The organism is Rhizobium rosettiformans W3, assembly GCF_004912135.1.
Classification (GTDB): domain Bacteria; phylum Pseudomonadota; class Alphaproteobacteria; order Rhizobiales; family Rhizobiaceae; genus Allorhizobium; species Allorhizobium rosettiformans.
Genome location: NZ_STGU01000005.1, coordinates 190250 through 213428, shown reverse-complemented (window position 1 = coordinate 213428; position 23179 = coordinate 190250). Strand labels below are relative to the sequence as shown.

Below are 23179 nucleotides of genomic sequence, written 5' to 3'. Positions count from 1 at the left end.
ACCGCTTATACGCCAAGCGACTTCAGTTTGCGATGGAGGGCGGAGCGCTCCATGCCGACGAATTCCGCGGTGCGCGAGATGTTGCCTCCGAAGCGGTTGATCTGGGCGATGAGATAGTCCCGCTCAAACATTTCACGCGCCTCGCGCAGCGGCAGCGTCATGATATGCGTGTCGTTGCGAGCGGAGACCTTCGGCAGCATGTCGGAGAGATCCTGCGGCAGCATCTCGGCCGTGATCGGCGCTTCGGGGCTGTCGCCCTGGGCGAGGATCATCAGGCGCTCGATATTGTTGCGCAGCTGGCGGATGTTGCCAGGCCAGTCATTGGCCTGGAGGACTGCCATGGCATCTTCGCCGATCTTGCGCTGGCGGATGCCGGCCTGCTCGGAGACCTGGCGCATGAACATGTCGACGAGGAAGGGGATATCCTCGCGGCGTTCGGCCAGCGCCGGCACCTTGACCGGGACCACTGCGAGGCGATGGAAAAGATCCTCCCGGAAGCGGCCTTCGGCGATCAGGCTTTCGAGATTGTAGGCGCTGGAGGAGATGATGCGGACATCGACCTTCACGCGCTTGGAGCCACCCACGCGTTCGAACTGCTGTTCGACGAGCACGCGGAGGATCTTGTTCTGCGTTTCGCGCGGCATTTCGCCGATCTCGTCGAGGTAGAGAATGCCGCGATGGGCTTCTTCCAGCGCACCGATGCGGCGGGGCTGACCGGGCGTACCCTCGGTGCCGAACAACGCCATCTCCATGCGGTCCGGGGTAATGGCCGCAGCATTCAGCGAGACAAACGGGCCGGCCGAGCGCGAGGACCGCTTGTGGATCATGCGCGCCACCAGCTCCTTGCCGGAGCCGGAGGGGCCAAAGATCATGATGCGGCTGTTGGTCGGCGCAACCTTTTCGATCGTCTGGCGCAGCTGCGAGACGGCGACGGAGGTTCCGATCAGCTCGATTGCGTCACCGGTGCGGCGCTTGAGTTCCGACACCTCGCGCTTGAGCTTGGAGTTTTCCAGCGCGCGCTCGGCAATCAGGATGAGCCGGTCGGCCTTGAAAGGCTTCTCGATGAAATCAAAGGCACCGCGCTTGATCGCCGAGACGGCGGTCTCGATGTTGCCGTGACCAGAAATCATCACCACAGGCAGGTCCGGATGGCGGGCCTTGATCTCGTCGAGCAGGGAGAGGCCGTCGAGACGGCTGCCCTGCATCCAGATATCGAGAAAGACGAGGCGCGGCACGCGGTCGGAAATGGCTGCGAGCGCGCTGTCTGCGTCGTGGGCGGTGCGGGTCTCATGGCCTTCGTCGCTCAGAATGCCAGATACTATCTCGCGGATGTCCTCTTCGTCGTCGACTACAAGAATGTCAGAGGCCATGGACTACTTCCTTATCGCTTTCCGTGAGCATGGCGGGGGCGTCTGAGCGCGGCAGGATGATGCGGATCATCGCACCCCTGCCCCGGTCGAAATCGGCCGGCGCGTCGTGCAGCTCGAGCTGCCCGCCATGCTCTTCAATGATCTTCTTGACGATGGCGAGACCAAGCCCGGTCCCTTTCTCCCGCATCGTCATATAGGGTTCGAGGATGCGGTGCCGGTTCTCCGTCGGCAAACCGCGGCCGTTGTCGATGACATCCACCGTGAACCGGTCAAGCTCGGGATCGAAACTGGAGCGGACGAGGATCTTGCCCTGCCCCCCGAGTTCTTCCTTCGGTACGGCTTCGATGGATTCCACCGCATTCTTGACGATGTTACCGACCGCCTGGGCCAGCATGCGCGCGTCGAAGCTGCCCTCCAGCGGTTCCTCGCCGAAGCTGCGCTGAAACTCGATCTCGGCGCTGCCGATTTCCCGCAGGAAGACGGCATCGGTCAGGATTTCACGCAGATCCGAGCGCTGCTTCGTCGGCTTCGGCATGCGCGCGAAGGCGGAGAACTCGTCGACCATGCGGCCGATATCCTCGACCTGGCGCACGATCGTATCCGTGCACTGGTTGAAGACGGCCTTGTCGTCTTCGGCGATCTGCTTGCCGTAGCGACGCTTCAGGCGCTCTGCCGACAGCTGGATCGGGGTCAGCGGGTTCTTGATCTCGTGCGCGATGCGGCGCGCCACATCGGCCCAGGCCGTCGAGCGCTGGGCAACGACCAGGTCGGTGATGTCGTCGAGCGTGATGACGTAGGAATCGACCGAGCCACGCGTCTCTTCGCGGGTCACCTGGACATTCAGGGTCCGCTCCTTGCCGCCGCGGATCATGTTGATCTGCTGGCGGTATTCACCGCGATGACGGACGGCCGCTTCGGCGAGAACGCCGTCGACTTCCGGCGCCACGAGGGCGAGCTTCTGGCCCATCAACTGCTCGCCAGCGAGGCCAAGGAAGTATTCCGCCGATGGATTGACGATGGTGATGATGCCATCGTCCTCGACGCCGATGACCGCGGCCGTGACGCCAGAAAGCACGGCTTCGATAAAGCGACGGCGGTCGTCGACCTCGTCCTTGGCCTCCAGAATTTCGTCGCGCTGCGAGCGGATCTGCGAGACCATCTTGTTGAAGGTGCGAGACAGACTGCCGACGTCGCCATCGGCAGCGCGAACCGGCACCAGGACATTCAGGTTACCCGACGCAATGCTGTCGGCTGCCCCGATGAGCAGCCGGATCGGCCTCACGATCCGGTCGGCCACCGCGATCGCGGTCCAGATGGCAGCGAGCAGCACGATCAGCGCAAAGCCGAGATAAAGGATGGCGAAGGCGATCTGCAGCGTGGTGCGGCCGTCTTCCATTGCCTGATATTCGGCGGTGTTTTCTTCCATCTGACGCATCGCCTGCATGACCTTCGGGTCAACGGCGCGGATGGTGTAGAGGAAGGTGCCGGAAATGCTTTCCAGCTTGATGATTGCGCCGACCAGGTTGGTGACACCCGGAGGAATGAGCGTCGGCTGGCCGGCGGCGGCACTCGCAAGCGCATCGCGCGGAATGGCCGGAAGCGGCTTTTCGGTGTCGATATCCGCCTGGGTGATCGCGGACCCGTCTTCCCGCACCAGGAAGGCACCGAGCATGCCGCGTCCCCGCGCCTGACGGGTCATCAGTTCCACGAAACCCTTGCGGTCGAGATAAAAGAGAGCTCGATTGCGCTCCAGGTCGTTGGCCATCGAGATCGTCTGGCCCTGCAGGTAGCTGGCGTTCTCCAGCATATAGGCCTGCGCGACATTCATCGACGACGAGACGATGGACTGGGTGCGCAGCGAGAACCAGCGGTCGAGACCGACATTCAGCGTGATTGAGGCAAAGATCGCAACGAGGATCGCCGGCGTGATGGCGATGACGGAGAAAAGCGCGACAATCCGAACATGCAGGCGCGCTGCGGCGCGACCGCGATTACGCGCCTTGAAGAGCCGCATGACCTCCCGACCGATCAGGAACATCAGGCCGACAATGAACATCGAATTGATGACGGCAGAGGCAATCAGCACCCGCGAGGTCGGCTCGATCGGCGTCAGCCCGAGCAGAATCGGCAGCGTCAAGGATGCGCAGAGCAGCGCGCCGCCCGCCAGCAGCAGACCGGGCAACGCAAACGACGCCCGGCGGTCATGCGCCAGCGCTGTATCGACGTCGGAAGCGGAGGTCTTCCTCACGCGTGCCATCATTTCCCCCGGATCCGCGCAATCGGATCTCATTGACGCGGCGGCCCTGCGGCAGCCGACCAGTTATCATCGCGCCCGACGCTCACGCCTTTCGGCGCAGCAGCGTACCATCACGAAACATCGTGACTTTTGAGCAACGCAATGTGGCGAAATTGCAACGGCTGTTCCGCTATTGTCAAGCGGAGCGGGAACTCCGGTAGACGGAGACGCCAAGCTCCCGGATCTTCTTGCGCAAGGTATTGCGGTTGAGACCGAGCAGATCGGCCGCCTTGATCTGGTTTCCGCGGGTGGCCGTCAGGGCGGCGAGGATCAGGGGATATTCCATCTCCGTCAGGACGCGGTCGTAGAGACCCGAAGGAGGCAGCGCATCGCCAAACGAGGCGAAATAGGTGCGCATGTTTTCCTCGACCGCCTGGGAGATCGTCATGGAGCCTGAGGGCATGCCGACCTTGGCGATCGGGCTGTCGGCGACGTCGGCGCGCAGTTCCTGCTCGACAATCTCGCGCGCGATCACATCCTGTGGATAAAGCGCCATCAGACGGCGCACCACATTCTCCAGTTCGCGCACATTGCCCGGCCAAGGATAGGACTTCATCACTTCGAGTGCCTCGTGATCGAAGCGTTTCGAATCGAGGCCTTCCTTTTCACCCTGCTGGATGAAATGGCGGACTAGGTCCGGAATGTCCTCGGCACGGTCGCGCAGCGGCGGCAGGCGCAGTGGCACAACGTTCAGGCGGTAATAGAGGTCTTCGCGGAAGAGGCCCTGATTGATCGACTGCTTCAGGTCCTTGTTCGTTGCGGCGACGATCCGGACGTCGGTGCGGATCGGTGTGCGGCCGCCAACCGTGGTGTATTCGCCCTGCTGCAAGACGCGCAGCAGACGCGTCTGCGCATCCATGGGCATGTCGCCGATCTCATCAAGGAAGAGCGTGCCGCCTTCGGCCTGTTCGAAACGACCGGTGGAGCGCGTCTGCGCGCCGGTGAAGGCGCCCTTCTCGTGACCGAAGAGTTCCGATTCGATCAGGTCACGCGGGATGGCCGCCATGTTGATGGCGACGAAAGGCCCGTTGCGGCGCTTTCCGTAGTCATGCAGCGCCTTGGCGACCAGCTCCTTGCCCGTGCCGGACTCGCCGGTGATCATCAGCGTCAGGTCCGTCTGCATCAGGCGGGCGAGCACGCGATAGATTTCCTGCATGGCGGCCGAGCGGCCGACCAGCGGCATGCCATCCTGCATGTCGTCGTCGAGACGGGCCGGCCGCTTCTTCGGCTCAGACAGCGCGCGGCCGATAATGGCGATAAGTTCGGTCAGATCGAAGGGCTTGGGCAGGTAGTCGTAGGCCCCCTTCTCCGACGCCTTGATGGCGGTCATGAAGGTGTTCTGGGCACTCATGACGAGGACCGGCAGGTCAGGCCGTGCCTTCTTGATGCGCGGCAGAAGGTCGAAGGCGTTTTCATCCGGCATGACCACATCTGTCACCACGAGATCGCCCTCGCCTGCCGAAATCCAGCGCCAGAGAGTGGCCGCATTGGAGGTGATCCTGACATCATAGCCCGCGCGGCTCAAAGCCTGGTTCAGCACCGTGCGGATCGCAGCATCGTCATCTGCAACAAGGATCGTGGCCGTCATCAGTTCGTTCCCGTGGATTTGGCAAGGGGCGCGTCTTCCAGCGCCGTCTCTTTCGACATGGGCATCAGGACCCGGAATGTGGTGCGGCTCGCCTGGCTGTCGCATTCGACGATCCCGCCATGGGCACCGATGATCTTGGCGACCAGCGCCAGACCGAGGCCTGAGCCATTGGTTTTCGTGGTGATGAAAGGATCGAAAAGGTGCGGCAGGAGGTCGGACGGCACGCCCGGACCATTGTCATGGACGCAGAATTCCAGCGGCAGCGAGATCTTCTCCCGCGATCCGGCAACCGACAGACGGATGCCGGGGCGGTAGGCCGTGGTGAGCTGGATCTCGCCATCCGAGCGCTCGCCGATTGCTTCGGCGGCATTTTTGACGAGGTTGAGGAATACCTGCACCAGCTGGTCGCGATTGGCAAAGACCGGAGGCAGCGAAGGGTCGTAATTCTCGGTAATGCGGATATTTCGGCCAAAGCCCGCCTTTGCGACCGCCTTCACCTGATCGAGCACCGAATGGATGTTGATCGACTGGCGATCGACCGGACGCTCGTCGGAGAAAACCTCCATGCGGTCGACCAGGGATACGATGCGATCCGTCTCGTCGCAGATCAGCCGGGTGAGCGCCCGGTCTTCGTCGGTTACCGCTGTCTCCAGCAATTGGGCCGCACCGCGGATGCCGGAAAGCGGGTTCTTGATCTCGTGCGCGAGCATCGAAGCAAGACCAGTGACGGAACGGGCGGCGGCGCGATGGGTCAGCTGGCGATCGATCTTGTCGGCCATGGAGCGTTCCTGGAAGACCACCACGACATTGCCTGGCTGGCTCAGCACCGGCGCGACATAGAGATCGACCAGTTTCTCCTGGCCAAGGCGCGGCGAGCTCAGATCGACACGGTATTCGTTGACGGGCGCACGACGCTCGCGCACTTGCTCGATCAGCGACAGGAGCGGACTGCCAAAGGGGATGAAGGTGGAGATGCGGTAGCGCGCGAGATGGGTGGCACTGGCCCCGAAGAAAGCTTCCGCCTCCCAGTTGGCGAAGGCGATGTGCCCATTGGCATCCACCATCACCACCGGGTTCTGGATGGCGTTGAGCACGGCCATGGCAAGGCCATTGCCCTTGTCGTTCGCCGTCATGCAGCCTCCTGTCTGGCTTTCGCCTGCGGATCATTGAGCGCGCGCCTCAGCGCGTCAGCAACAAAGCCAGCGTCTTTCGATGTCATGATTGCAGCCTTCGCCTGCGCCGCGAGCTCGGGCGCATGGCGATCGAGATACCAACCAAGATGCTTGCGGGCATGCCGGATCCCGACATCGGCGCCATAGTGCTCCAGCATCATCTGGTAGTGGTCGATGACAAGATCCGGGATCGCGTCCGCCTGAGGACCAGGGTGGCCCGCAAGGACGCCGGCATGCCATGGCCTGCCCTGGCAAGAGCGCCCGACCATCACGGCGTCAGCGCCGGAGCGGCGCAGGATTTCATGTGCGTCCTCGACGGTCTCGACATCACCATTCGCAATGAGTGGAATGCGGATGGCGGCACGTACCGCGGCGATCGCATCCCAGTCGGCGCGACCCTCGTAGAATTGCATGCGTGTGCGGCCGTGGACGGTAATCAGTTGCACACCCGCCGCTTCGGCGCGCGCAGCGATCTCCGGTGCATTGATCGAGGTCTCGTCCCAGCCCAGACGCATCTTCACCGTGACCGGTATCTTGACGGCCTTGACGGTCGCCTCAATCAACGACAGAGCATGATCGGGCTCCCGCATCAGGGCCGAACCGGCATAACCGCCGATGACCTTTTTGGCCGGGCAGCCCATGTTGATGTCGATGATATCGGCGCCATTCGCCTCGGCGATCACGGCCGCCTGGGCGAGCCATCTGGCTTCACGTCCCGCAAGCTGGACCATGTGGGGCGTCAGGCCCGCCCCCTTCAACCGCGACCAGCTTTCGGCCGCATTGAAAACCAGCTCGCGGCTTGCCACCATCTCCGTGACGACGAGACCGGCGCCGAAGCGGAATGCGAGCTGGCGGAAGGGCAAATCGGTGACGCCGGACATGGGCGCAAGCACCACTCGGTTCCGGACGGGAACCGAGCCAATGCTGAAGGGCGTATCCAACGCGACGGAAAACAAATGATTATCTTTCAGGCAAAGGACGCATTTGCATTATTTTTAGACAGTCACTCTTGGCTTGCCAAGAGGCAAAGCTCGCGCAGCGATAAAAAATCGTGCAAATGCTGGAAAAGCTGATGCCGAGCCGATAGAGCACGGGTGCGAAGAAAATGTGTCATGGACCAGGCGGGGCAATGGAGCAAGGGCTGAGCGGAACAATCGGGGTCGTCGTGGTGGCTGCAGGACGCGGAGAACGCGCCGGCGCTTCTGTCGAGGGGCCCAAGCAATACCGCCGGATCGGCGGCAGGCCGGTCATCTGGCACACGCTCAAGGCCTTCCTCGACTGGCCCAAAAGTGGTCCGATCGCGGTGGTCATTCATCCGGATGACCGCGCCTTGCTGGATCAGGCCGTTGCGGACCTGCCGGCACGGGAAGAGCTCATCATCGTGACGGGCGGCGCAACCCGGCAAGCCTCCGTGCTGAACGGCTTGCGGGCGCTGCAGGGACACGGTGTCAATTACGTGATGATTCAGGACGGCGTTCGCCCCTTCGTTAACGGGGACCTTCTGGAGCGGGTCGCCGCCGGCCTTGCTGCGGGTCACGTCGCCATCCTGCCGGCCGTTCCGGTCTCCGACACGATCAAACGCGCAGACGCCTCCGGAGTGATCACCGCCACCGTTCCGCGCCACGACCTCCATGCCGCCCAGACGCCGCAGAGCTTCTTCTATGACACCATCCTCGGCGCGCACGAGCGGGCGGCCGAAGAAAAGGCCATGGCCTTCACAGACGACGCCTCGATTGCAGAGTGGGCCGGCATTCCGGTTCATCTCGTCGAAGGCTCGATCGACAACGTCAAACTGACCGTTCAGAGGGATATCGCCATGGCGGACGAGAAACTGAAAGGCCTCGCGCTTCCCGATGTCCGGACCGGAAACGGCTATGACGTGCACCAGCTCGAGGCGGGCGATGGCGTAACCCTTTGCGGCATCTTCATTCCGCATGACCAGAAGCTGAAGGGACATTCCGATGCCGATGTGGCGCTGCATGCGCTGACGGACGCCCTGCTCGCCACCTGCGGCGCTGGCGATATCGGCGATCACTTTCCGCCCTCCGACATGCGCTGGAAAGGCGCGCCATCGCGCATCTTCCTGGAGCATGCTGCGAGGATCGTTCAGGCAGCCGGCGGCACGATCATGAATGCAGATATTTCGTTAATTGCCGAAGCGCCGAAGATCGGGCCGCATCGTCAGGCCATGCGCGAGAAGCTCGCCGAAATCCTCGACATCTCTCTCGACCGCTGCTCGGTGAAAGCAACGACGAACGAGACGATCGGATTTGTCGGCCGGCGCGAGGGGATTGCGGCGATCGCCACGGCGACGGTTGTCTATCGGGGAGCGTAGCCATGGGGCTTTATCCGGCAGAGATCGAAGCGCAGGCGGCCGCCATCGTGTCGACTTATCGCACGCGAGACTGGATGATCGCGACTGCTGAATCCTGCACCGGCGGATTGATCGCGGGAGCACTGACCGAGATCGCAGGCTCTTCCGCCGTGGTCGACCGGGGCTTCGTCACCTATACCAATCAGGCAAAAATGGACCTGATCGGGGTTTCGGCGAAAGTTCTGGAGGTCTACGGCGCCGTGTCCAGGGAGACGGCGTTGCAAATGGCGCATGGAGCGCTGATGCGTTCCGATGCTTTCGTGGCGGTGGCCGTTACCGGTATTGCCGGTCCGGGCGGCGGATCGGCCGAGAAGCCGGTTGGCCTCGTGCATCTCGCTTTGAAGACCCGCTCAGGTCTCATCGATCACAAGGAAATGCGCTACGGCGATATCGGGCGTTCGGAAGTGCGCCTTGCGACCATCAGGACAGCGCTTGAGATGCTCTCGGCTGCGGCTCAGACGCTGGCATAGATCTTGTCGGCGCGCGTCTCGAAGGCTTCGGAAAACATGCGGAAGGCGCGGTCGAACATCGAACCCATCAGCGCGCCAAGAATGCGGTTCTTGAACTCGTAGTCGATGAAGAAGTGAACCGAGCAGCCGCCGTCGGCGGTCTCTTCGAAGCGCCAGCGATTGTCGAGATAGCGGAACGGACCCTCGATATACTTGACGTCAATGGCACGCTCGGCCGGCGTCAGCAGTACCTGGGTCGTGAAGGTCTCCCGGATGGCCTTGTAGCCCACCGTCATGTCCGCGAGCAGAAGCTCCTTGCCGTCGCGTTCGCGGCGCGAGCGGATGCTGAGTGCCTCGCAGAGCGGCAAAAACTCCGGGTAACGCTCGATGTCGGCAACAAGAGCGTACATGCGGTCGGGCGAGTGCTTGACGAGGCGGCGGGTTTCGAACTGAGGCATATCAGCGACTTAATGAGGAAGCCCGGCGAGATCAAGCAGGTGCGCCATTTCGCCATGGGATTTCAGCGTGATTACCGGCACGTTCGGTCCGTGGCGCTCGATTTCCTGGATGATGCGCGGGGCATAGCGGCGCTCGAAGTTCCAGATGTAGGAGAGGAAATCGCGATCGGGCAAAGGCTCGGGGCATCCTTCTGCCATATCCGGCCGCACCGTCCCCCTGAAACGATAGACCCTCTTTGCAATGCCGAGCAGACATTTCCATCGGGGAAGCCGCAACCAGATGATGAGATCCGTGCGCGGCAGCCTGATGTCGAAGGACGACGAGCCACTGCCATCAATCACCCAAGCCTCGCCGGCAACGAAGGCGCTCAATCGTCCACGTTGCTCCTCCCTGCCCCGCTCCTGCCACCCGGGCAACCAGCGCACGTCCCTGTCGATGGAGACGTACTGGAGACCGAGACCGCTTGCGAGCTTCTGCGACAGAGTGCTTTTTCCGCCGCCGGAGGATCCGATGACGCAAATGCGCCGCGCCTTGCGCAGGTGGTTCGCGGCTTCTTCGGATATCGGAAGGTCACGCACTCGATTCGCCTCGCTCTCGTTCAGTGTGCTGAGCTTTGACTTTTTATTCTGACGCGAGCAACATCTGGTCACAGGAGACAGATCTATGGCCAAGCTCAGCATTCGGCTGCCCGACAAGATGAAGCAATTCGTCGACGACCAGACTCAAGAGGGTCAGTTCGCCGACGAGGCGGCCTATATCCAAGACCTGATCAACCAGGACCAAGAACGCCAAAAAGAAGTTGCCCGTATCCAGGCAATTGTCGACGCGGGGATCGCCAGTGGCGAAAGCGACGAGAGCATGCTGGATATCCTCCACTCCCTGAAGGATCAGCGGAACAAATCTGCTTGAGCTACCGGCTCACCCGTCGAGCAGCTGAGGATGTCCGCAAGATCTATCGGCACGGCGTGGAGACTTTTGGCGAGACGCAGGCTGAGGCCTCCCATACTCATCTCGAACACGTTTTCGCTCTGATTGCCGAAAACCCTCGCATGGAGAGAGAGCGCATGCAGATCACGCCGCCTGTGCGCGTTCATCCCACAGGACCACATCTCGTCATCTATAGCATCAAGCCAAGCGGAGACGTCCTGATTATAGCGGTCCCGAACGCGCGCGAGGATTGGCAGGACACGCTCGGGTAACTAGTCAGGCCTTGGCGACCAGCTTCTCTCGCGCCGCCTTCAGCCGCGCGAAGTCATCGCCGGCATGGTGTGACGAGCGGGTCAGCGGGCTTGAGGATACCATCAGGAAACCCTTGGTATAGGCGATGTCCTCGTAGGACTTGAACTCTTCCGGCGTGACGAAGCGCTCGACCTTGTGGTGCTTGCGGGTCGGCTGGAGATACTGGCCGATGGTCAGGAAGTCGACATCCGCCGTGCGCAGGTCGTCCATCAGCTGCAGCACTTCGTTGCGCTCCTCGCCAAGGCCGACCATGATGCCGGACTTGGTGAACATGGTCGGGTCGAGTTCCTTCACCCGCTGCAGCAGGCGGACGGAGTGGAAATAACGCGCACCCGGACGGACCGTCAGATAATTGCCGGGCACGGTTTCCATGTTGTGGTTGAAGACATCGGGCTTGGCCGCGACGACACGCTCCAAAGCGCCCGGCTTCTTCAGGAAGTCGGGGGTCAAGATCTCGATCGTCGTTTCCGGCGAGGCCTCGCGGATGGCCCAGATCACCTGCTCGAAATGTTCCGCGCCGCCATCGGCGAGGTCGTCACGGTCGACGGAGGTGATGACGACGTGGTTCAAGCCCATCTGACGGACCGCCTTGGCCACATTGGCGGGCTCGTCACGATCGAGCGCGTTGGGCTTGCCGGTCGCGACGTTGCAGAAGGCGCAGGCGCGGGTGCAGATCTCACCCATGATCATGAAGGTCGCGTGTTTCTTGTCCCAGCACTCGCCGATATTGGGGCAGCCGGCCTCCTCGCAGACGGTCACCAGCTTGTGCGAGCGCACGAGGTCCCGGGTCTCGTGGTAGCCCTTCGACGTCGGCGCCTTGACGCGGATCCATTCGGGCTTCCGCATCACCTCGGTATCGGGCTTGTGCGCCTTTTCCGGGTGACGGACGCGCTTCTCCTCGGCCGCAGCCGGAGCAAGATTGATCCTGTCGAGGATGGTGACCATAGGTAGACCCCTTGTGCCGCAGACGCGGCCTTTGTGGTTATCGCCGGACGAGGCGGGCGATGAAGAGAAGCAGGCTTGCGCCGACAAAACTGGTGATCAGGTAGCCGAGCCAGTCGCCCTCGACGAAAATGCCGAGGCGGCGGAAAATGGCGGCGGCGATCGCCGCACCGACGATGCCGATGACGATGTTCATGAAGACGCCGAAGCGCATGTCCATGAGCTTGCCGGCCAGCCAGCCCGCAAGACCGCCGAAGAAGATCGTCGCGATGATACCGACTTCAAAACCTGCCACGGCGTTATCCTTTCGAGCATCTGTTTTGACCCTGCCGCCCATATAGGCGGCAAGGTGGCCTTTCACAACCGGACTTTAGGCGTTCAATACCCGACCATAGGCGTCGAGCACGCTTTCCTTCATCATTTCCGAGAGCGTCGGATGCGGGAAGATCGTGTGCATCAGTTCTTCTTCCGTCGTCTCGAGGTTCATCGCAACGACGAAGCCCTGAATGAGTTCGGTCACTTCCGCGCCGACCATGTGGGCACCGAGCAGTTCGCCGGTCTTCTTGTCGAAGATCGTCTTGATCATGCCCTGGTCTTCGCCGAGCGCGATCGCCTTGCCGTTTGCGGCGAAGGAATAGCGGCCGACGCGGATGTCGCGGCCCTGTTCTTTCGCCTTGGCTTCCGTCAGACCGACCGAGGCCACCTGCGGGTTGCAATAGGTGCAGCCCGGGATCTTGCCCTTGTCCATCGGGTGGACGCCCGGCACGCCGGCGATCTTCTCGATGCAGATGACACCCTCGTGCTCAGCCTTGTGGGCAAGCATCGGCGGGCCGGCGACGTCGCCGATCGCATAGAGGCCCGGCACATTGGTCTTGCCATAACCGTCGATGACGATGCAGCCGCGATCGGTCTTCACGCCGAGCGCTTCGAGGCCGAGGTTTTCGATATTACCCTGCACGCCGACGGCGGAGATCAGGCGGTCAGCGGTGATCGTCTGGACCTTGCCATCCTTGGTCTCGACATGGGCGGTGATGGAGTTTGCGCCCTTCTCGACCTTCGAGACCTTGGCTTCGGTGATGATCTTCAGGCCGCGCTTTTCCAGCTGCTTGCGGGCGAAGGTGGAGATCTCGACATCTTCGACCGGCATGATGTTCGGCATCAGTTCGACGACGGTCACATCCACGCCCATGGAGCGGTAGAAGGAGGCGAATTCGATGCCGATCGCGCCCGAGCCCATGACAACCAGCGACTTCGGCATGAACTCCGGCTTCATCGCTTCGAAATAGGTCCAGATCAACTTGCCATCCGGTTCGATGCCGGGAAGCGCCCGCGGACGGGCGCCGGTGGCCACGATGATGTGCTTGGCGGTATAGGTGCCCTCGCCCAGCACGCCCTTCGGAACCGGGTTCTGCGGCTCAATGACGGGCTTCGACATCTTGCCGACGACGATCTCGCCGGGCTTGGAAAGCTTGGCTTCGCCCCAGATGACGTCGATCTTGTTCTTCTTCATCAGGAAGGCGACGCCGCCGTTCAGGCGAGCCGAGACGCCACGGGACCGGGCGACCACGTCCTTGACGTCGGCGGTCATCGTGCCGTTCAGCGTCAGGCCATAGGCCTTGGCGTGGTTGGCGTGGTCGAGGATCTCGGCCGAGCGCAGCAATGCCTTGGTCGGGATGCAACCCCAGTTGAGGCAGATGCCGCCCAGATGTTCGCGTTCGACGATCGCGGTCTTCAGGCCGAGCTGGGCGGCACGGATGGCGGTGACGTAACCGCCGGGGCCGGAGCCGATGATGATGACGTCGTAAGCATTCGACATGGGCGCTTCCACTCCTCGGTTTCCTGCGAGCCCCCGCTCCAAGCGGAGGCCCGTTTCGGGACTGGAAGCGAGACCCTCAGGCTGCGGGTGTCTCGGCCTCCGGTTCGTGACGAACCAGCATCCCGTAGATTTCATCCTTGAGCTGCATCCGCTTCTTGCGCATTTCCACGATATGGAAGTCGTCTGCAGGCTCGATATCAGTTTCGGCGCGGTGGATGGCCCGGTTCACATCGTGATAGGCATCGAACAATCTCGCGAAGTGACCATCCGTTTCCTTCAGATGACGCATCAGCGCGACGTGTTCCGGGAATTCCACTGCCAGTTCGTGCGGTGTGTTCGACATGATCCCATCTCCTCTTTCGGGGGTTGATGGGTTCAGGTTAGACGCAGCGCACAAGACCTCCTTGATTTTGATCAACGCGCCCTGACGGAGAGTTCAGGCCGCGGTTTTTCTTCAAAGACCGAGCATCATCCGGACGATCGGCTCAAGGCCGCGTCCAATGGCTCGGGTGTTTTCAGCGTCCAGATGGATGCCATCCAGCGGCGTGGTCTTCGCGACGGAGCCCGCATCGAAGAAGCCGCAGCCGGTCTCGTCTGCGAGATCGCTGTAATAGCTCGCCAGCATGGCCGCTTCGTCCATCCCACCCTTGAACATGGCCGCGAAATGGACATTGGCCGTGTCGCAGATCGGTGGCGGCGAAACGAGCAGGATGTCCGGCCCTTCGTAGCCGAAGCCCCAGTCATGATGGCGCACGAGTTTAATCAGTCGATCCACACCCTTGGTGGCGGCAATCGCCGAACCGCCGATCCCGCGCTTCATGTCATTGGTGCCGAGCAGGAAGATCACGAGATCGATCGGCTTGTGCGTCTCCAGAATGCTCGGCAGCAGCTTCACGCCGTTGCGCTCGCAATCTGCGAGATGGTCGTCATAGGCGGTGGTGCGGCCGTTCAGGCCTTCGGCGATCACCCGGACCCCATGGCCGAGCGCCTTTTTCAAGACGCTCGTCCAGCGATCCTCGTGGGCATGCCGACCCAGGTTCACCGGATCGTATCCCCATGTCAGGCTGTCGCCGTAGGCAAGAACGGTCTTCATTGCACCGCCCTCTCGATCAGACCAGCATGCCCATCGGATTTTCGATGTAGCGCTTGAAAGCGCCGAGCAGTTCGGCTCCCAGCGCGCCATCGACGCAACGGTGGTCGGTGGACAGCGTTACGGTCATCACGTTCGCGATCTTCATCTCGCCGTTTTTGACCACGACCCGTTCTTCGCCGGCGCCGACCGCAAGGATCGTTGCATGCGGCGGGTTGACCACGGCCGAGAAGCTCTTCACGCCCATCATGCCCATGTTGGACACGGCAGTCGTGCCGCCCTGATATTCTTCAGGCTTCAGCTTGCGGTCCTTGGCGCGCTTGCCCAAGTCCTTCATCTCGTTGGAGATGGTGGACAGGCTCTTTTCCTCGGCCTTGCGGATGATCGGGGTGATCAGGCCGCCGGGGATCGAGACCGCCACGCCGACATCGGCATGCTTGTGCTTGACCATGGCGCTGTCGGTCCAGGAGACGTTGGCGTCCGGCACATCGCGCAGCGCGAGGGCCAGGGCCTTGATCACCATGTCGTTGACCGAGAGCTTGTAGCCCGGCTTGCCGTCCTTTTCAGGGGCGGCAGCGTTGAGCTGCGCGCGCAGTGCCAGAAGCGCATCCAGTTCGCAGTCCACGGACACGTAGAAATGCGGAATGGTCTGCTTCGATTCCTGCAGGCGCTTGGCAATGGTCTTGCGCATGCCGTCATGCGGCACGAGCTCGTAGGAGCCTTCAGCGAAGTTTTTGAGAACGGCCTCGTCCGACGGACCCTTGGCGAGAGCCGGCTGGGGCGCGGCGCCGGAAGCGGCTGCCGCAGGGGCAGGCGCAGCCTTCGCACCACCAGTGCTCACGGCCTTCTCAATGTCACTCTTGACGACGCGGCCCTTTGGACCGGTGCCGGAGAGGGCCTTGAGATCGAGACCAGCCTCCTTGGCGAGACGACGGGCCAGCGGCGATGCGAAGACGCGTTCGCCGGTCGAGGCTGCGGGCGCTGCCGAGGCGGCTGCCGGTGCAGGCGTTGCCGAAGGAGCCGGTGCTGCAGCCGCGGCCGGCGCTGCTTCAGCCTTGGGCGCCGGAGCAGCCTCGGCCTTCGGCGCGGACGAACCGCCGGAAGAGGCCGCGGCAGCGACGTCTTCACCGTCTTCGGCGAGGATCGCGATCAGGGCGTTGACCTTGACGGCCTCGGTGCCGGCGGGAACGACGAGCTTCGCAACCGTGCCTTCATCGACGGCTTCCACTTCCATGGTCGCCTTGTCGGTCTCGATCTCGGCGATGACATCGCCAGACTTGACCTTGTCGCCTTCCTTGACCAGCCACTTGGCCAGATTGCCCTCTTCCATCGTCGGAGAGAGTGCCGGCATTGTGATGTTGATCGGCATAAGCCTCGCCTCCCCTTACTTGTAGCAGACGGCTTTGACCGCCTGGATCACTTCACCGACGTTCGGCAGAGCGAGCTTTTCGAGGTTTGCCGCGTAAGGCATCGGCACATCCTTGCCGGCGATCGTGATGACCGGGGCATCGAGATAGTCGAAAGCTTCGCGCTGGACGGTGTTGGAGATGAAGTCGCCGACGGAGGACTGCGGGAAGCCTTCCTCGACGGTCACGAGGCGGCCGGTCTTCTTGACCGATTCGATGATCGCCGGCAGGTCCATCGGACGGATGGTGCGCAGGTCGATCAGCTCGACATCGATGCCTTCCTTGGCCAGTTCATCGACAGCCTTGACCGCATAGGTCATGCCGATGCCCCAGGACACCATGGTCGCGTCCTTGCCGGCCTTGTGCAGGCGCGCCTTGCCGATCGGCAGGACGAAATCGTCCATCTTCGGCACTTCGAAGGAGTGACCGTAGAGAATTTCGTTTTCGAGGAAGATGACCGGGTTCGGGTCGCGGATCGCAGCCTTCAGGAGGCCCTTGGCGTCAGCCGCCGAATAGGGCTGAATGACCTTCAGACCAGGGATATGGCTGTACCAGGCGGCATAGTCCTGGCTGTGCTGGGCGGCCACGCGAGCTGCTGCACCGTTCGGACCGCGGAAGACCATGGGCGCGCCCATCTGGCCACCGGACATGTAGAGCGTCTTGGCGGCCGAGTTGATGATCTGGTCGATCGCCTGCATGGCGAAGTTGAAGGTCATGAACTCGACGATCGGGCGCAGACCTGCCATGGCGGCGCCGACAGCGATACCGGCAAAGCCGTGCTCGGTGATCGGGGTGTCGACAACGCGCTGCGCACCGAATTCCTGCAGCAACCCTTGAGTGATCTTGTATGCGCCCTGATATTCCGCAACTTCTTCACCCATGATGAAGACGTCGGGATTGGCGCGCATTTCCTCGGCCATGGCTTCGCGAAGGGCTTCACGAACCGTCATCGTCACCATTTCGGTGCCGGCAGGAATTGCCGGGTCGGCGGCAACGTCGATCTTCGGCGCAGCCGGGACCTTGTTGTCGGCAGAGGATGCCGGTTCGTCAGCAGCCGCGCGAGCCTTGCCGCCGGCATCGCCAGCAGCCGCAGGCGGCGTATCCGCATCGGCCTTCTTCGGGGCCGCCACGGCGTCGGCGCTTTCGCCTTCCTCCAGGAGGACTGCGATCGCGGTGTTCACCTTGACGTTCTCGGTACCGGCCGCGATCAGGATCTTGCCGAGCACGCCTTCATCGACGGCTTCGACTTCCATGGTCGCCTTGTCGGTCTCGATTTCGGCGATGACGTCACCGGACTTCACGGTGTCGCCTTCGTTCTTGATCCACTTGGACAGCGTGCCTTCTTCCATGGTCGGAGAGAGGGCGGGCATCAAAATTTCGATCGGCATAGGTTCCCTCCCCGATTACAGCAGGATGTCGGTGTAGAGCTCGGACACATCCGGCTCCGGATCGGCCTGGGCGAAATCGGCCGAGTCGGCCACGATGTCGCGAACCTCCTTGTCGATTGCCTTCAGCTCATCCTCGGATGCCCAGCCCTTTTCGAGGAGACGGGCGCGGACCTGCTCGATCGGATCCTGCTCGGAGCGCATCTTCTGCACTTCTTCCTTGGAGCGATACTTGGCCGGGTCGGACATGGAGTGACCACGATAGCGGTAGGTCAGCATTTCCAGAATGATCGGACCCTTGCCGGCGCGGCAGTGCTCGACCGCCTGATCGGCAGCGGCCTTGACGGCGCGCACATCCATGCCATCCACCTGAATGCCGGGGATGTTGAAGGAGACGCCGCGCTGCGAGAAGTCGGTCTGGGCGGAGGCGCGCGAAACCGAGGTACCCATGGCGTAACGGTTGTTTTCGATGATGTAGATAACCGGCAGGTTCCACAGGCGAGCCATGTTGAAGCTCTCGTAGACCTGACCCTGGTTGGCAGCACCATCGCCGAAATAGGCAAGCGACACATTGTCGTTGCCACGGTAGCGATTGGCGAAGGCAAGGCCGGTTCCAAGCGAAACCTGCGCACCGACGATGCCGTGTCCGCCGTAGAAGTTCTTCTCCTTGGAGAACATGTGCATCGAGCCGCCCTTACCCTTCGAAAGGCCGCCGCGACGCCCGGTCAGCTCGGCCATGACGCCACGGGCGCTCATGCCGCAGGCCAGCATGTGGCCGTGATCACGATAACCGGTGATGACCTGATCACCGTCCTTCAGCGCCATCTGCATGCCGACAACGACAGCTTCCTGGCCGATGTAAAGGTGACAGAAGCCGCCGATGAAGCCCATGCCATAGAGCTGGCCGGCCTTTTCTTCGAAACGGCGGATGAGGAGCATCTCGCGATAGGCTGCAAGCTCCTGAGCCTTGTCGAACTCGACGATGGCTCCCTGGGTGAATTCTTTTTTGGCAGGCTTGGCCGAAGGCTTCCGACCGGTCGCAGTCGCAGGCTTGCGAGGCGCCATGCATCCCTCCCATGGGTTATTATGGTCCAAAGTTGGACACAGAATAGGGAAGAAAGGCGGCGGCGGCAATGCCATAAATGCATGGCTCACATTCGCCGCAAGCAACTGTAATGACTGAAAAATTTACGATTAACTTGTTTCAGGTTAATCAGAAATAGGTGTTGAAGATGACGATTTCATCCGGGCGCGACATGTTGAGCTGATAACGCGCCTTTTCATCGATGATATCCTCATCGAGAGAGCCGTCACTCAGCAGACCCACCTCCTTCTCGAGCGCCGTGCGATGCGCCACGAGCTTGTCCAGTTCTGCGGCCCGCTCCTTGCGAATCCGCTCGAATTCCTGGCCTGCGCGCAAACCATAATCACCATGGATGGAATGATAGCCGAAGTAGGACAGGAAGGCGATTGTCACTGCGGGGAGAATAAGACGACCGTACTTCTTTTTCTTGTGATGTCTGGTCCACATGCCGACAAATGTCCTGAAACGCGAAACTGGGGTCGACACTAGCGCCCATGTCTTAACCGACCGTTGACCTTAACGAGGGGCGAAAAAGAAAAAGCCCGCGACGGGGAAACGGCGCGGGCTTTCAAAATGGCTCTTTACGCGATCAGCCGCGCAGGATGGACGTGCCTGCGTAGACGGCCTGCGGACCCAGCTCTTCCTCGATGCGGATCAGCTGGTTGTACTTGGCGGTGCGGTCGGAACGGGCGAGCGAACCGGTCTTGATCTGACCGCAGTTGGTGGCCACTGCGAGATCGGCAATTGTCGAATCCTCGGTCTCGCCCGAACGGTGCGACATCACGGCGGTATAGGCTGCGCGGTGCGCGGTCGAGACGGCGTCGAGGGTTTCGGAGAGCGAACCGATCTGGTTGACCTTGACGAGGATCGAGTTGGCAACACCCATCTTGATGCCGTCGCGCAGACGGGCCGAGTTGGTGACGAAGAGATCGTCGCCCACGAGCTGAACCTTCTTGCCGATCTTGTCGGTCAGCGCCTTCCAGCCGTCCCAATCGTCTTCTGCCATGCCGTCTTCGATCGAGAAGATCGGGTACTTGGCGGCGAGCTCGGCGAGGTACTCAGCCATGGCTTCCGGCTCGAGCGTACGGCCTTCGCCTTCGAGAACGTATTTGCCGTCCTTGAAGAACTCGGTCGAGGCGCAGTCAAGCGCGATGTGCATGTCTTCGCCCGGACGGTAGCCGGCCTTTTCGATCGACTTCATGATGAAGTCGAGAGCGGCCGGAGCCGAAGCGAGACCAGGTGCAAAACCGCCTTCGTCACCGACGTTCGTGTTGTGGCCGTCGGCTGCGAGCTGCTTCTTGAGCGTGTGGAAGACTTCCGAACCCATGCGCACGGCGTCGCGGATGGTCTCGGCGCCCACCGGCACGATCATGAATTCCTGGAAGTCGATCGGGTTGTCGGCATGGGCGCCGCCATTGATGATGTTCATCATAGGGACCGGCAGAACATGAGCGTTCGGGCCACCGACATAACGGTAGAGCGGCAGGCCGGAGGACTGTGCGGCTGCCTTGGCGACGGCGAGCGAGACACCGAGGATGGCATTGGCACCGAGGCGCGACTTGTTCGGCGTGCCGTCGAGCTGGATCATCAGGTTGTCGATCTGGATCTGGTTCTCGGCGTCATGACCGCCAATCGCATCATAGATCTCGCCGTTGACGGCTTCGACAGCCTTTTCGACGCCCTTGCCGAGGTAACGCGAGCCACCGTCGCGCAGTTCGACGGCTTCGTGCGCGCCGGTCGAGGCGCCCGAGGGAACCGCGGCGCGGCCCATGCTGCCATCTTCGAGATAGACGTCGACTTCGACGGTCGGGTTGCCGCGGCTGTCGAGAATTTCGCGGCCGATGATGTCGGTGATGGCGGTCATGTTCGCTCCCTGGTGACGGAAATTGGACAAGGCTCGGAAGGCCGATCACCGCGCTTGCAGCGCTGGACCCGCCCGTTGAGTCATCTTCTCTTATCCGATGATCGGGAAAATACAATGACGGATCAGGAGCGAAATGAACGAAATCTAATCGATTTAAACCACAACTGACGGCGGCGCTTCCGGTTCAACCGATTGAAGCACCGCCATTGAGGGTCAGGCAGCCTTGGCGATGTCGTCGAAGGCAATCAGTTTTTCGAGCAGGCGGCGCATGTCGGTAATCTTTACCATGTTCGGGCCGTCGGACGGCGCGTTGTCCGGATCCTGATGCGTCTCGATGAAGAGGCCGCCCACGCCGACGGCAACAGCCGCGCGGGCCAGCGTCTCGACAAATTCGCGCTGACCGCCCGAGGAGCCGCCCTGCCCGCCCGGCTGCTGGACCGAATGGGTGGCATCGAAGACGACAGGCGCACCCATGGCCGCCATGATCGGCAGCGAGCGCATGTCGGAGACGAGCGTGTTGTAACCGAAAGACGCGCCGCGTTCGCAGAGCAGTACATTCGGATTGCCGGTGCCGGTGATCTTGTTCAGAACGTTCTTCATGTCCCACGGCGCGAGGAACTGGCCCTTCTTGACGTTGATCGCACGACCGGTCTTGGCCGCCGCCACAAGAAGATCCGTCTGGCGGCAGAGGAAGGCCGGGATCTGCAGGACGTCAACGGTCGGAGCGACCGCGGCACATTGCTCTTCCGTGTGGATGTCGGTGAGGACGGGAACGCCGAACTCCTTCTTGATGTCGGCGAAGACTTCCATTGCCTTTTCGAGGCCGATGCCGCGCTCGGCCGACAGCGAGGTCCGGTTCGCCTTGTCGAAGGACGACTTGTAGACGAGGCCGAGACCGAGCTCCTTGCAGAGTTCGACAAGCTGTCCGGCGATCATGAAGGCATGATCACGGCTTTCCATCTGGCAGGGACCGGCGATCAGGGCAAAGCGGCCCTTCTGGGAGAAAACCGCCTTGGCCGAACCTTCACCGACCACGACTTCCGAATTGGGAGAAACGCTCATTTCAACTCCTCGAAGGCGAAGGTGACGCCTTGTCCTTTTTCCGGCGCGACAACGAGGCGCGCGCCAATCTTCTGATAACCGACGCCATTAGCAGCGAGGGCTGCTTCTGTCACGCCGAGATCGGTTGCCGCCACCACCACCGCCGCGCCGCGGAGACCGCGTTCAGTCTGGCCGAGCGCTACACCATAGTGGGCCAAGAACCCTTCAGGCGTCAGAACATCAACCATCGCGTTCGTGGCATTCAGGGACATGCCGAAGGAATGGGCGGTCACATCCCGCTGGTCGAGAACTGTTTCCAGGAAATACTGGAAGTCGCTCGGATTTTCCTCCACCAGAACGATGCGCGCGAGGCCCGCCGCGCCATTGACATGGACCAGAAGCGCGCCGCGATCGGCAGGGATCGGGTTCACGCGCTGGCAGCTGAAGGCGAAGAAGTCCGGTGCCCGGAGATCTGCCGCGAAGGCGAGCCGGAACGAACCTTCCGCCGTTCGCCCGTCCGGAAAGCGGAACTGCCGCGAGAAAGAGAGGATGGAACCGGCGCTCATCCCCTCGTCGCGGTAGAGCTGGTCATCGGCTGCCGCATCATCCGACTTGACGATGAGGGCCGACAGGCCCTCGCCGTGCCGGAAGCGAAAAGCCTGGTCGCGCGCCACGAACACATTGCCCGTGCGCGCTGCTTCGAGACAATCTTCGCGGCTGCCGACAGCCAGCGGCTCCAGATAGGTATCGTCGGCGAAGAACACGCAGGCATTTTCCGTGCCGAAGGGATGGCGCGCATCGGCAGCGACGGTGAAGCCCAGCAGGCTCAGTCTCTCCCGGCTGGTCTCAAGATCGGTAACGGGCAGGACGAGATGGTCGATCGCCCGCGGGCCGGACATGGAATTGGACATGATGGTTTCCTGTTTTCGGACAAGATTTACGAACTGCGCGACGGGCTTGAAAGGGCAGCGACCGCCTGTCGAAGTGCGTCGATTTCCTGGCGGGTTTCGCGCAACTCCGTCAGCACCTGCTCGTCGATCTTGTGATGCAGCGCCAGGACTTCGATCTCGGCCTTCAGGTTGATCTCGTAATCCTTCGCCGCCATGAAGCGATCACGCTCGGCCTGTCGGTTCTGGCTCATCATGATGATCGGCGCCTGAATGGCGGCCAACATGGACAGGAGCAGGTTGAGGAAGATGAAGGGATAGGGATCGAGCGAGCGAGTCGCGAGAATCACCGTGTTCAGGATGACCCAGGCCGCGAGGAAGACCAGGAAGCCGATGATGAAGCCCCAGGAGCCGCCGATCCGGGCGATGCCGTCCGCTAGGCGCTGACCGAAAGTGGCATGCGCGAGAAAATCCTCGCCGGCATTGGTCGAGACCGTCCGGCGCTCCCGCGCGCGTTTCAAGACCTTTTTCTCCGCCGAGGACAGATCCGCCGCAGACTTACCCAGTAGAAGCTTTTCGATATCCTTCAGCATGCCGATGCGTCCTTGCGCGTGGAGAGAGCCGCCACCCGCCTTGTTGCCGCTCGACTGCGGCGAAATCGGCTCGTGTCAGTTCTATTTCTGCCGCCTATCGCATTTTCTCACCGGCTCTTCACGG

Annotated in this window: 24 protein-coding genes; 4 read left to right on the top strand and 20 right to left on the bottom strand. The window is 61.9% G+C overall.

The features are described from left to right. Nucleotides 1-5: 5 nt before the first annotated feature. The 5 genes from ntrX to dusB form a co-directional block, all read right to left on the bottom strand. A complete protein-coding gene (ntrX, locus tag FAA86_RS11785; protein WP_136540770.1) occupies nucleotides 6-1370 on the bottom strand; it encodes a nitrogen assimilation response regulator NtrX in 1365 nt (454 codons plus the stop codon). Further along, on the bottom strand, nucleotides 1360-3627 hold the full coding sequence (locus FAA86_RS11780) for a sensor histidine kinase NtrY-like (protein ID WP_136540768.1): 2268 nt from the start codon (nucleotides 3625-3627) through the stop codon (nucleotides 1360-1362). The genes ntrX and FAA86_RS11780 overlap by 11 nt, the downstream gene beginning before the upstream one ends. A gap of 175 nt (nucleotides 3628-3802) precedes the next feature. Next, nucleotides 3803-5254 (bottom strand): nitrogen regulation protein NR(I), encoded by a 1452-nt coding sequence (gene ntrC / locus FAA86_RS11775; RefSeq protein ID WP_113461297.1) that lies wholly within the window; start codon nucleotides 5252-5254, stop codon nucleotides 3803-3805. Continuing rightward, nucleotides 5254-6387 carry a two-component system sensor histidine kinase NtrB gene (locus tag FAA86_RS11770; RefSeq protein ID WP_113461296.1) on the bottom strand — a complete coding sequence of 378 codons (1134 nt, stop codon included), beginning with the start codon at nucleotides 6385-6387 and terminating at the stop codon, nucleotides 5254-5256. Before FAA86_RS11770 ends, ntrC begins: the two co-directional genes overlap by 1 nt. Further along, nucleotides 6384-7397 carry a tRNA dihydrouridine synthase DusB gene (dusB, locus tag FAA86_RS11765; RefSeq protein WP_167494960.1) on the bottom strand — a complete coding sequence of 338 codons (1014 nt, stop codon included), beginning with the start codon at nucleotides 7395-7397 and terminating at the stop codon, nucleotides 6384-6386. The genes FAA86_RS11770 and dusB overlap by 4 nt, the downstream gene beginning before the upstream one ends. 158 nt (nucleotides 7398-7555) lie before the next feature. Here dusB and FAA86_RS11760 point away from each other — a divergent pair, with 158 nt between their 5' ends. Together FAA86_RS11760 and FAA86_RS11755 are read left to right on the top strand one after the other, a co-directional pair. Beyond that, nucleotides 7556-8761 carry a bifunctional 2-C-methyl-D-erythritol 4-phosphate cytidylyltransferase/2-C-methyl-D-erythritol 2,4-cyclodiphosphate synthase gene (locus FAA86_RS11760; protein WP_136540764.1) on the top strand — a complete coding sequence of 402 codons (1206 nt, stop codon included), beginning with the start codon at nucleotides 7556-7558 and terminating at the stop codon, nucleotides 8759-8761. 2 nt (nucleotides 8762-8763) lie between these two features. After that, entirely contained in the window at nucleotides 8764-9270 is a 507-nt protein-coding gene (locus FAA86_RS11755) for a CinA family protein (RefSeq protein WP_136540762.1), read from the top strand. Here the strand turns inward: FAA86_RS11755 and FAA86_RS11750 are convergent. Continuing rightward, nucleotides 9255-9707 (bottom strand): type II toxin-antitoxin system RatA family toxin, encoded by a 453-nt coding sequence (locus tag FAA86_RS11750; RefSeq protein ID WP_136540760.1) that lies wholly within the window; start codon nucleotides 9705-9707, stop codon nucleotides 9255-9257. The genes FAA86_RS11755 and FAA86_RS11750 overlap by 16 nt on opposite strands. A 9-nt stretch (nucleotides 9708-9716) precedes the next feature. Beyond that, nucleotides 9717-10286, bottom strand: coding sequence for a P-loop NTPase family protein (locus FAA86_RS11745; protein ID WP_136540758.1), 570 nt, complete (start codon nucleotides 10284-10286; stop codon nucleotides 9717-9719). A gap of 85 nt (nucleotides 10287-10371) precedes the next feature. Here FAA86_RS11745 and FAA86_RS11740 point away from each other — a divergent pair, with 85 nt between their 5' ends. Next, nucleotides 10372-10617, top strand: a complete 246-nt coding sequence (locus FAA86_RS11740; RefSeq protein ID WP_183954648.1) for a ribbon-helix-helix domain-containing protein — start codon at nucleotides 10372-10374, stop codon at nucleotides 10615-10617. Continuing rightward, nucleotides 10614-10907: a type II toxin-antitoxin system RelE/ParE family toxin gene (locus tag FAA86_RS11735; protein WP_136540756.1), complete on the top strand. Its 294-nt coding sequence runs from the start codon at nucleotides 10614-10616 to the stop codon at nucleotides 10905-10907. The genes FAA86_RS11740 and FAA86_RS11735 overlap by 4 nt, the downstream gene beginning before the upstream one ends. Nucleotides 10908-10911: 4 nt before the next feature. Here FAA86_RS11735 and lipA read toward each other — a convergent pair whose 3' ends face one another. The 13 genes from lipA to FAA86_RS11670 all read right to left on the bottom strand — a co-directional run bounded on the left by lipA (nucleotide 10912) and on the right by FAA86_RS11670 (nucleotide 23055). After that, complete coding sequence (gene lipA, locus FAA86_RS11730; protein WP_136540754.1) at nucleotides 10912-11892, bottom strand: lipoyl synthase; 981 nt, start codon at nucleotides 11890-11892, stop codon at nucleotides 10912-10914. A 37-nt stretch (nucleotides 11893-11929) separates the two neighbouring features. After that, a complete protein-coding gene (locus FAA86_RS11725) occupies nucleotides 11930-12226 on the bottom strand; it encodes a GlsB/YeaQ/YmgE family stress response membrane protein (RefSeq protein ID WP_136540883.1) in 297 nt (98 codons plus the stop codon). Nucleotides 12227-12259: 33 nt separating this feature from the next. After that, on the bottom strand, nucleotides 12260-13705 hold the full coding sequence (gene lpdA / locus FAA86_RS11720) for a dihydrolipoyl dehydrogenase (RefSeq protein ID WP_136540752.1): 1446 nt from the start codon (nucleotides 13703-13705) through the stop codon (nucleotides 12260-12262). 76 nt (nucleotides 13706-13781) lie between these two features. Further along, nucleotides 13782-14048, bottom strand: a complete 267-nt coding sequence (locus tag FAA86_RS11715; protein ID WP_136540750.1) for an HP1242/YdcH family protein — start codon at nucleotides 14046-14048, stop codon at nucleotides 13782-13784. A gap of 111 nt (nucleotides 14049-14159) precedes the next feature. Then, nucleotides 14160-14798, bottom strand: a complete 639-nt coding sequence (locus FAA86_RS11710; protein ID WP_136540748.1) for an SGNH/GDSL hydrolase family protein — start codon at nucleotides 14796-14798, stop codon at nucleotides 14160-14162. A gap of 16 nt (nucleotides 14799-14814) precedes the next feature. Next, the gene (locus FAA86_RS11705; RefSeq protein WP_136540746.1) at nucleotides 14815-16164 is read right to left on the bottom strand and encodes a pyruvate dehydrogenase complex dihydrolipoamide acetyltransferase; all 1350 of its coding nucleotides are present in this window, start codon (nucleotides 16162-16164) and stop codon (nucleotides 14815-14817) included. 15 nt (nucleotides 16165-16179) lie between these two features. Then, entirely contained in the window at nucleotides 16180-17589 is a 1410-nt protein-coding gene (locus FAA86_RS11700; RefSeq protein ID WP_136540744.1) for a pyruvate dehydrogenase complex E1 component subunit beta, read from the bottom strand. 15 nt (nucleotides 17590-17604) lie between these two features. Beyond that, complete coding sequence (pdhA, locus tag FAA86_RS11695) at nucleotides 17605-18651, bottom strand: pyruvate dehydrogenase (acetyl-transferring) E1 component subunit alpha (RefSeq protein ID WP_113461281.1); 1047 nt, start codon at nucleotides 18649-18651, stop codon at nucleotides 17605-17607. Nucleotides 18652-18799: 148 nt separating this feature from the next. Next, nucleotides 18800-19117 carry an FtsB family cell division protein gene (locus FAA86_RS11690; RefSeq protein ID WP_113461280.1) on the bottom strand — a complete coding sequence of 106 codons (318 nt, stop codon included), beginning with the start codon at nucleotides 19115-19117 and terminating at the stop codon, nucleotides 18800-18802. Nucleotides 19118-19259: 142 nt separating this feature from the next. Continuing rightward, nucleotides 19260-20534, bottom strand: coding sequence for a phosphopyruvate hydratase (gene eno / locus FAA86_RS11685; protein ID WP_136540742.1), 1275 nt, complete (start codon nucleotides 20532-20534; stop codon nucleotides 19260-19262). 213 nt (nucleotides 20535-20747) lie between these two features. Beyond that, nucleotides 20748-21596 (bottom strand): 3-deoxy-8-phosphooctulonate synthase, encoded by an 849-nt coding sequence (gene kdsA, locus FAA86_RS11680; protein ID WP_113461278.1) that lies wholly within the window; start codon nucleotides 21594-21596, stop codon nucleotides 20748-20750. Beyond that, complete coding sequence (locus tag FAA86_RS11675) at nucleotides 21593-22486, bottom strand: VOC family protein (RefSeq protein ID WP_136540740.1); 894 nt, start codon at nucleotides 22484-22486, stop codon at nucleotides 21593-21595. Before FAA86_RS11675 ends, kdsA begins: the two co-directional genes overlap by 4 nt. 26 nt (nucleotides 22487-22512) lie before the next feature. After that, nucleotides 22513-23055: a DUF1003 domain-containing protein gene (locus tag FAA86_RS11670; RefSeq protein WP_113461276.1), complete on the bottom strand. Its 543-nt coding sequence runs from the start codon at nucleotides 23053-23055 to the stop codon at nucleotides 22513-22515. Between the last annotated feature and the right edge of the window lie 124 nt (nucleotides 23056-23179).

Excerpts from the sequence above, each read along its gene's own strand:
- ntrX (WP_136540770.1), bottom strand. The coding sequence starts at position 1,370 with ATGGCCTCTGACATTCTTGTAGTCGACGACGAAGAGGACATCCGCGAG.
- FAA86_RS11780 (WP_136540768.1), bottom strand. The coding sequence starts at position 3,627 with ATGGCACGCGTGAGGAAGACCTCCGCTTCCGACGTCGATACAGCGCTG.
- ntrC (WP_113461297.1), bottom strand. The coding sequence starts at position 5,254 with ATGACGGCCACGATCCTTGTTGCAGATGACGATGCTGCGATCCGCACG.
- FAA86_RS11770 (WP_113461296.1), bottom strand. The coding sequence starts at position 6,387 with ATGACGGCGAACGACAAGGGCAATGGCCTTGCCATGGCCGTGCTCAAC.
- FAA86_RS11760 (WP_136540764.1), top strand. The coding sequence starts at position 7,556 with ATGGAGCAAGGGCTGAGCGGAACAATCGGGGTCGTCGTGGTGGCTGCA.
- FAA86_RS11755 (WP_136540762.1), top strand. The coding sequence starts at position 8,764 with ATGGGGCTTTATCCGGCAGAGATCGAAGCGCAGGCGGCCGCCATCGTG.
- FAA86_RS11750 (WP_136540760.1), bottom strand. The coding sequence starts at position 9,707 with ATGCCTCAGTTCGAAACCCGCCGCCTCGTCAAGCACTCGCCCGACCGC.
- FAA86_RS11740 (WP_183954648.1), top strand. The coding sequence starts at position 10,372 with ATGGCCAAGCTCAGCATTCGGCTGCCCGACAAGATGAAGCAATTCGTC.
- lipA (WP_136540754.1), bottom strand. The coding sequence starts at position 11,892 with ATGGTCACCATCCTCGACAGGATCAATCTTGCTCCGGCTGCGGCCGAG.
- FAA86_RS11725 (WP_136540883.1), bottom strand. The coding sequence starts at position 12,226 with ATGGGCGGCAGGGTCAAAACAGATGCTCGAAAGGATAACGCCGTGGCA.
- lpdA (WP_136540752.1), bottom strand. The coding sequence starts at position 13,705 with ATGTCGAATGCTTACGACGTCATCATCATCGGCTCCGGCCCCGGCGGT.
- FAA86_RS11715 (WP_136540750.1), bottom strand. The coding sequence starts at position 14,048 with ATGTCGAACACACCGCACGAACTGGCAGTGGAATTCCCGGAACACGTC.
- FAA86_RS11710 (WP_136540748.1), bottom strand. The coding sequence starts at position 14,798 with ATGAAGACCGTTCTTGCCTACGGCGACAGCCTGACATGGGGATACGAT.
- FAA86_RS11705 (WP_136540746.1), bottom strand. The coding sequence starts at position 16,164 with ATGCCGATCAACATCACAATGCCGGCACTCTCTCCGACGATGGAAGAG.
- FAA86_RS11700 (WP_136540744.1), bottom strand. The coding sequence starts at position 17,589 with ATGCCGATCGAAATTTTGATGCCCGCCCTCTCTCCGACCATGGAAGAA.
- pdhA (WP_113461281.1), bottom strand. The coding sequence starts at position 18,651 with ATGGCGCCTCGCAAGCCTGCGACTGCGACCGGTCGGAAGCCTTCGGCC.
- FAA86_RS11690 (WP_113461280.1), bottom strand. The coding sequence starts at position 19,117 with ATGTGGACCAGACATCACAAGAAAAAGAAGTACGGTCGTCTTATTCTC.
- eno (WP_136540742.1), bottom strand. The coding sequence starts at position 20,534 with ATGACCGCCATCACCGACATCATCGGCCGCGAAATTCTCGACAGCCGC.
- kdsA (WP_113461278.1), bottom strand. The coding sequence starts at position 21,596 with ATGAGCGTTTCTCCCAATTCGGAAGTCGTGGTCGGTGAAGGTTCGGCC.
- FAA86_RS11675 (WP_136540740.1), bottom strand. The coding sequence starts at position 22,486 with ATGTCCAATTCCATGTCCGGCCCGCGGGCGATCGACCATCTCGTCCTG.
- FAA86_RS11670 (WP_113461276.1), bottom strand. The coding sequence starts at position 23,055 with ATGCTGAAGGATATCGAAAAGCTTCTACTGGGTAAGTCTGCGGCGGAT.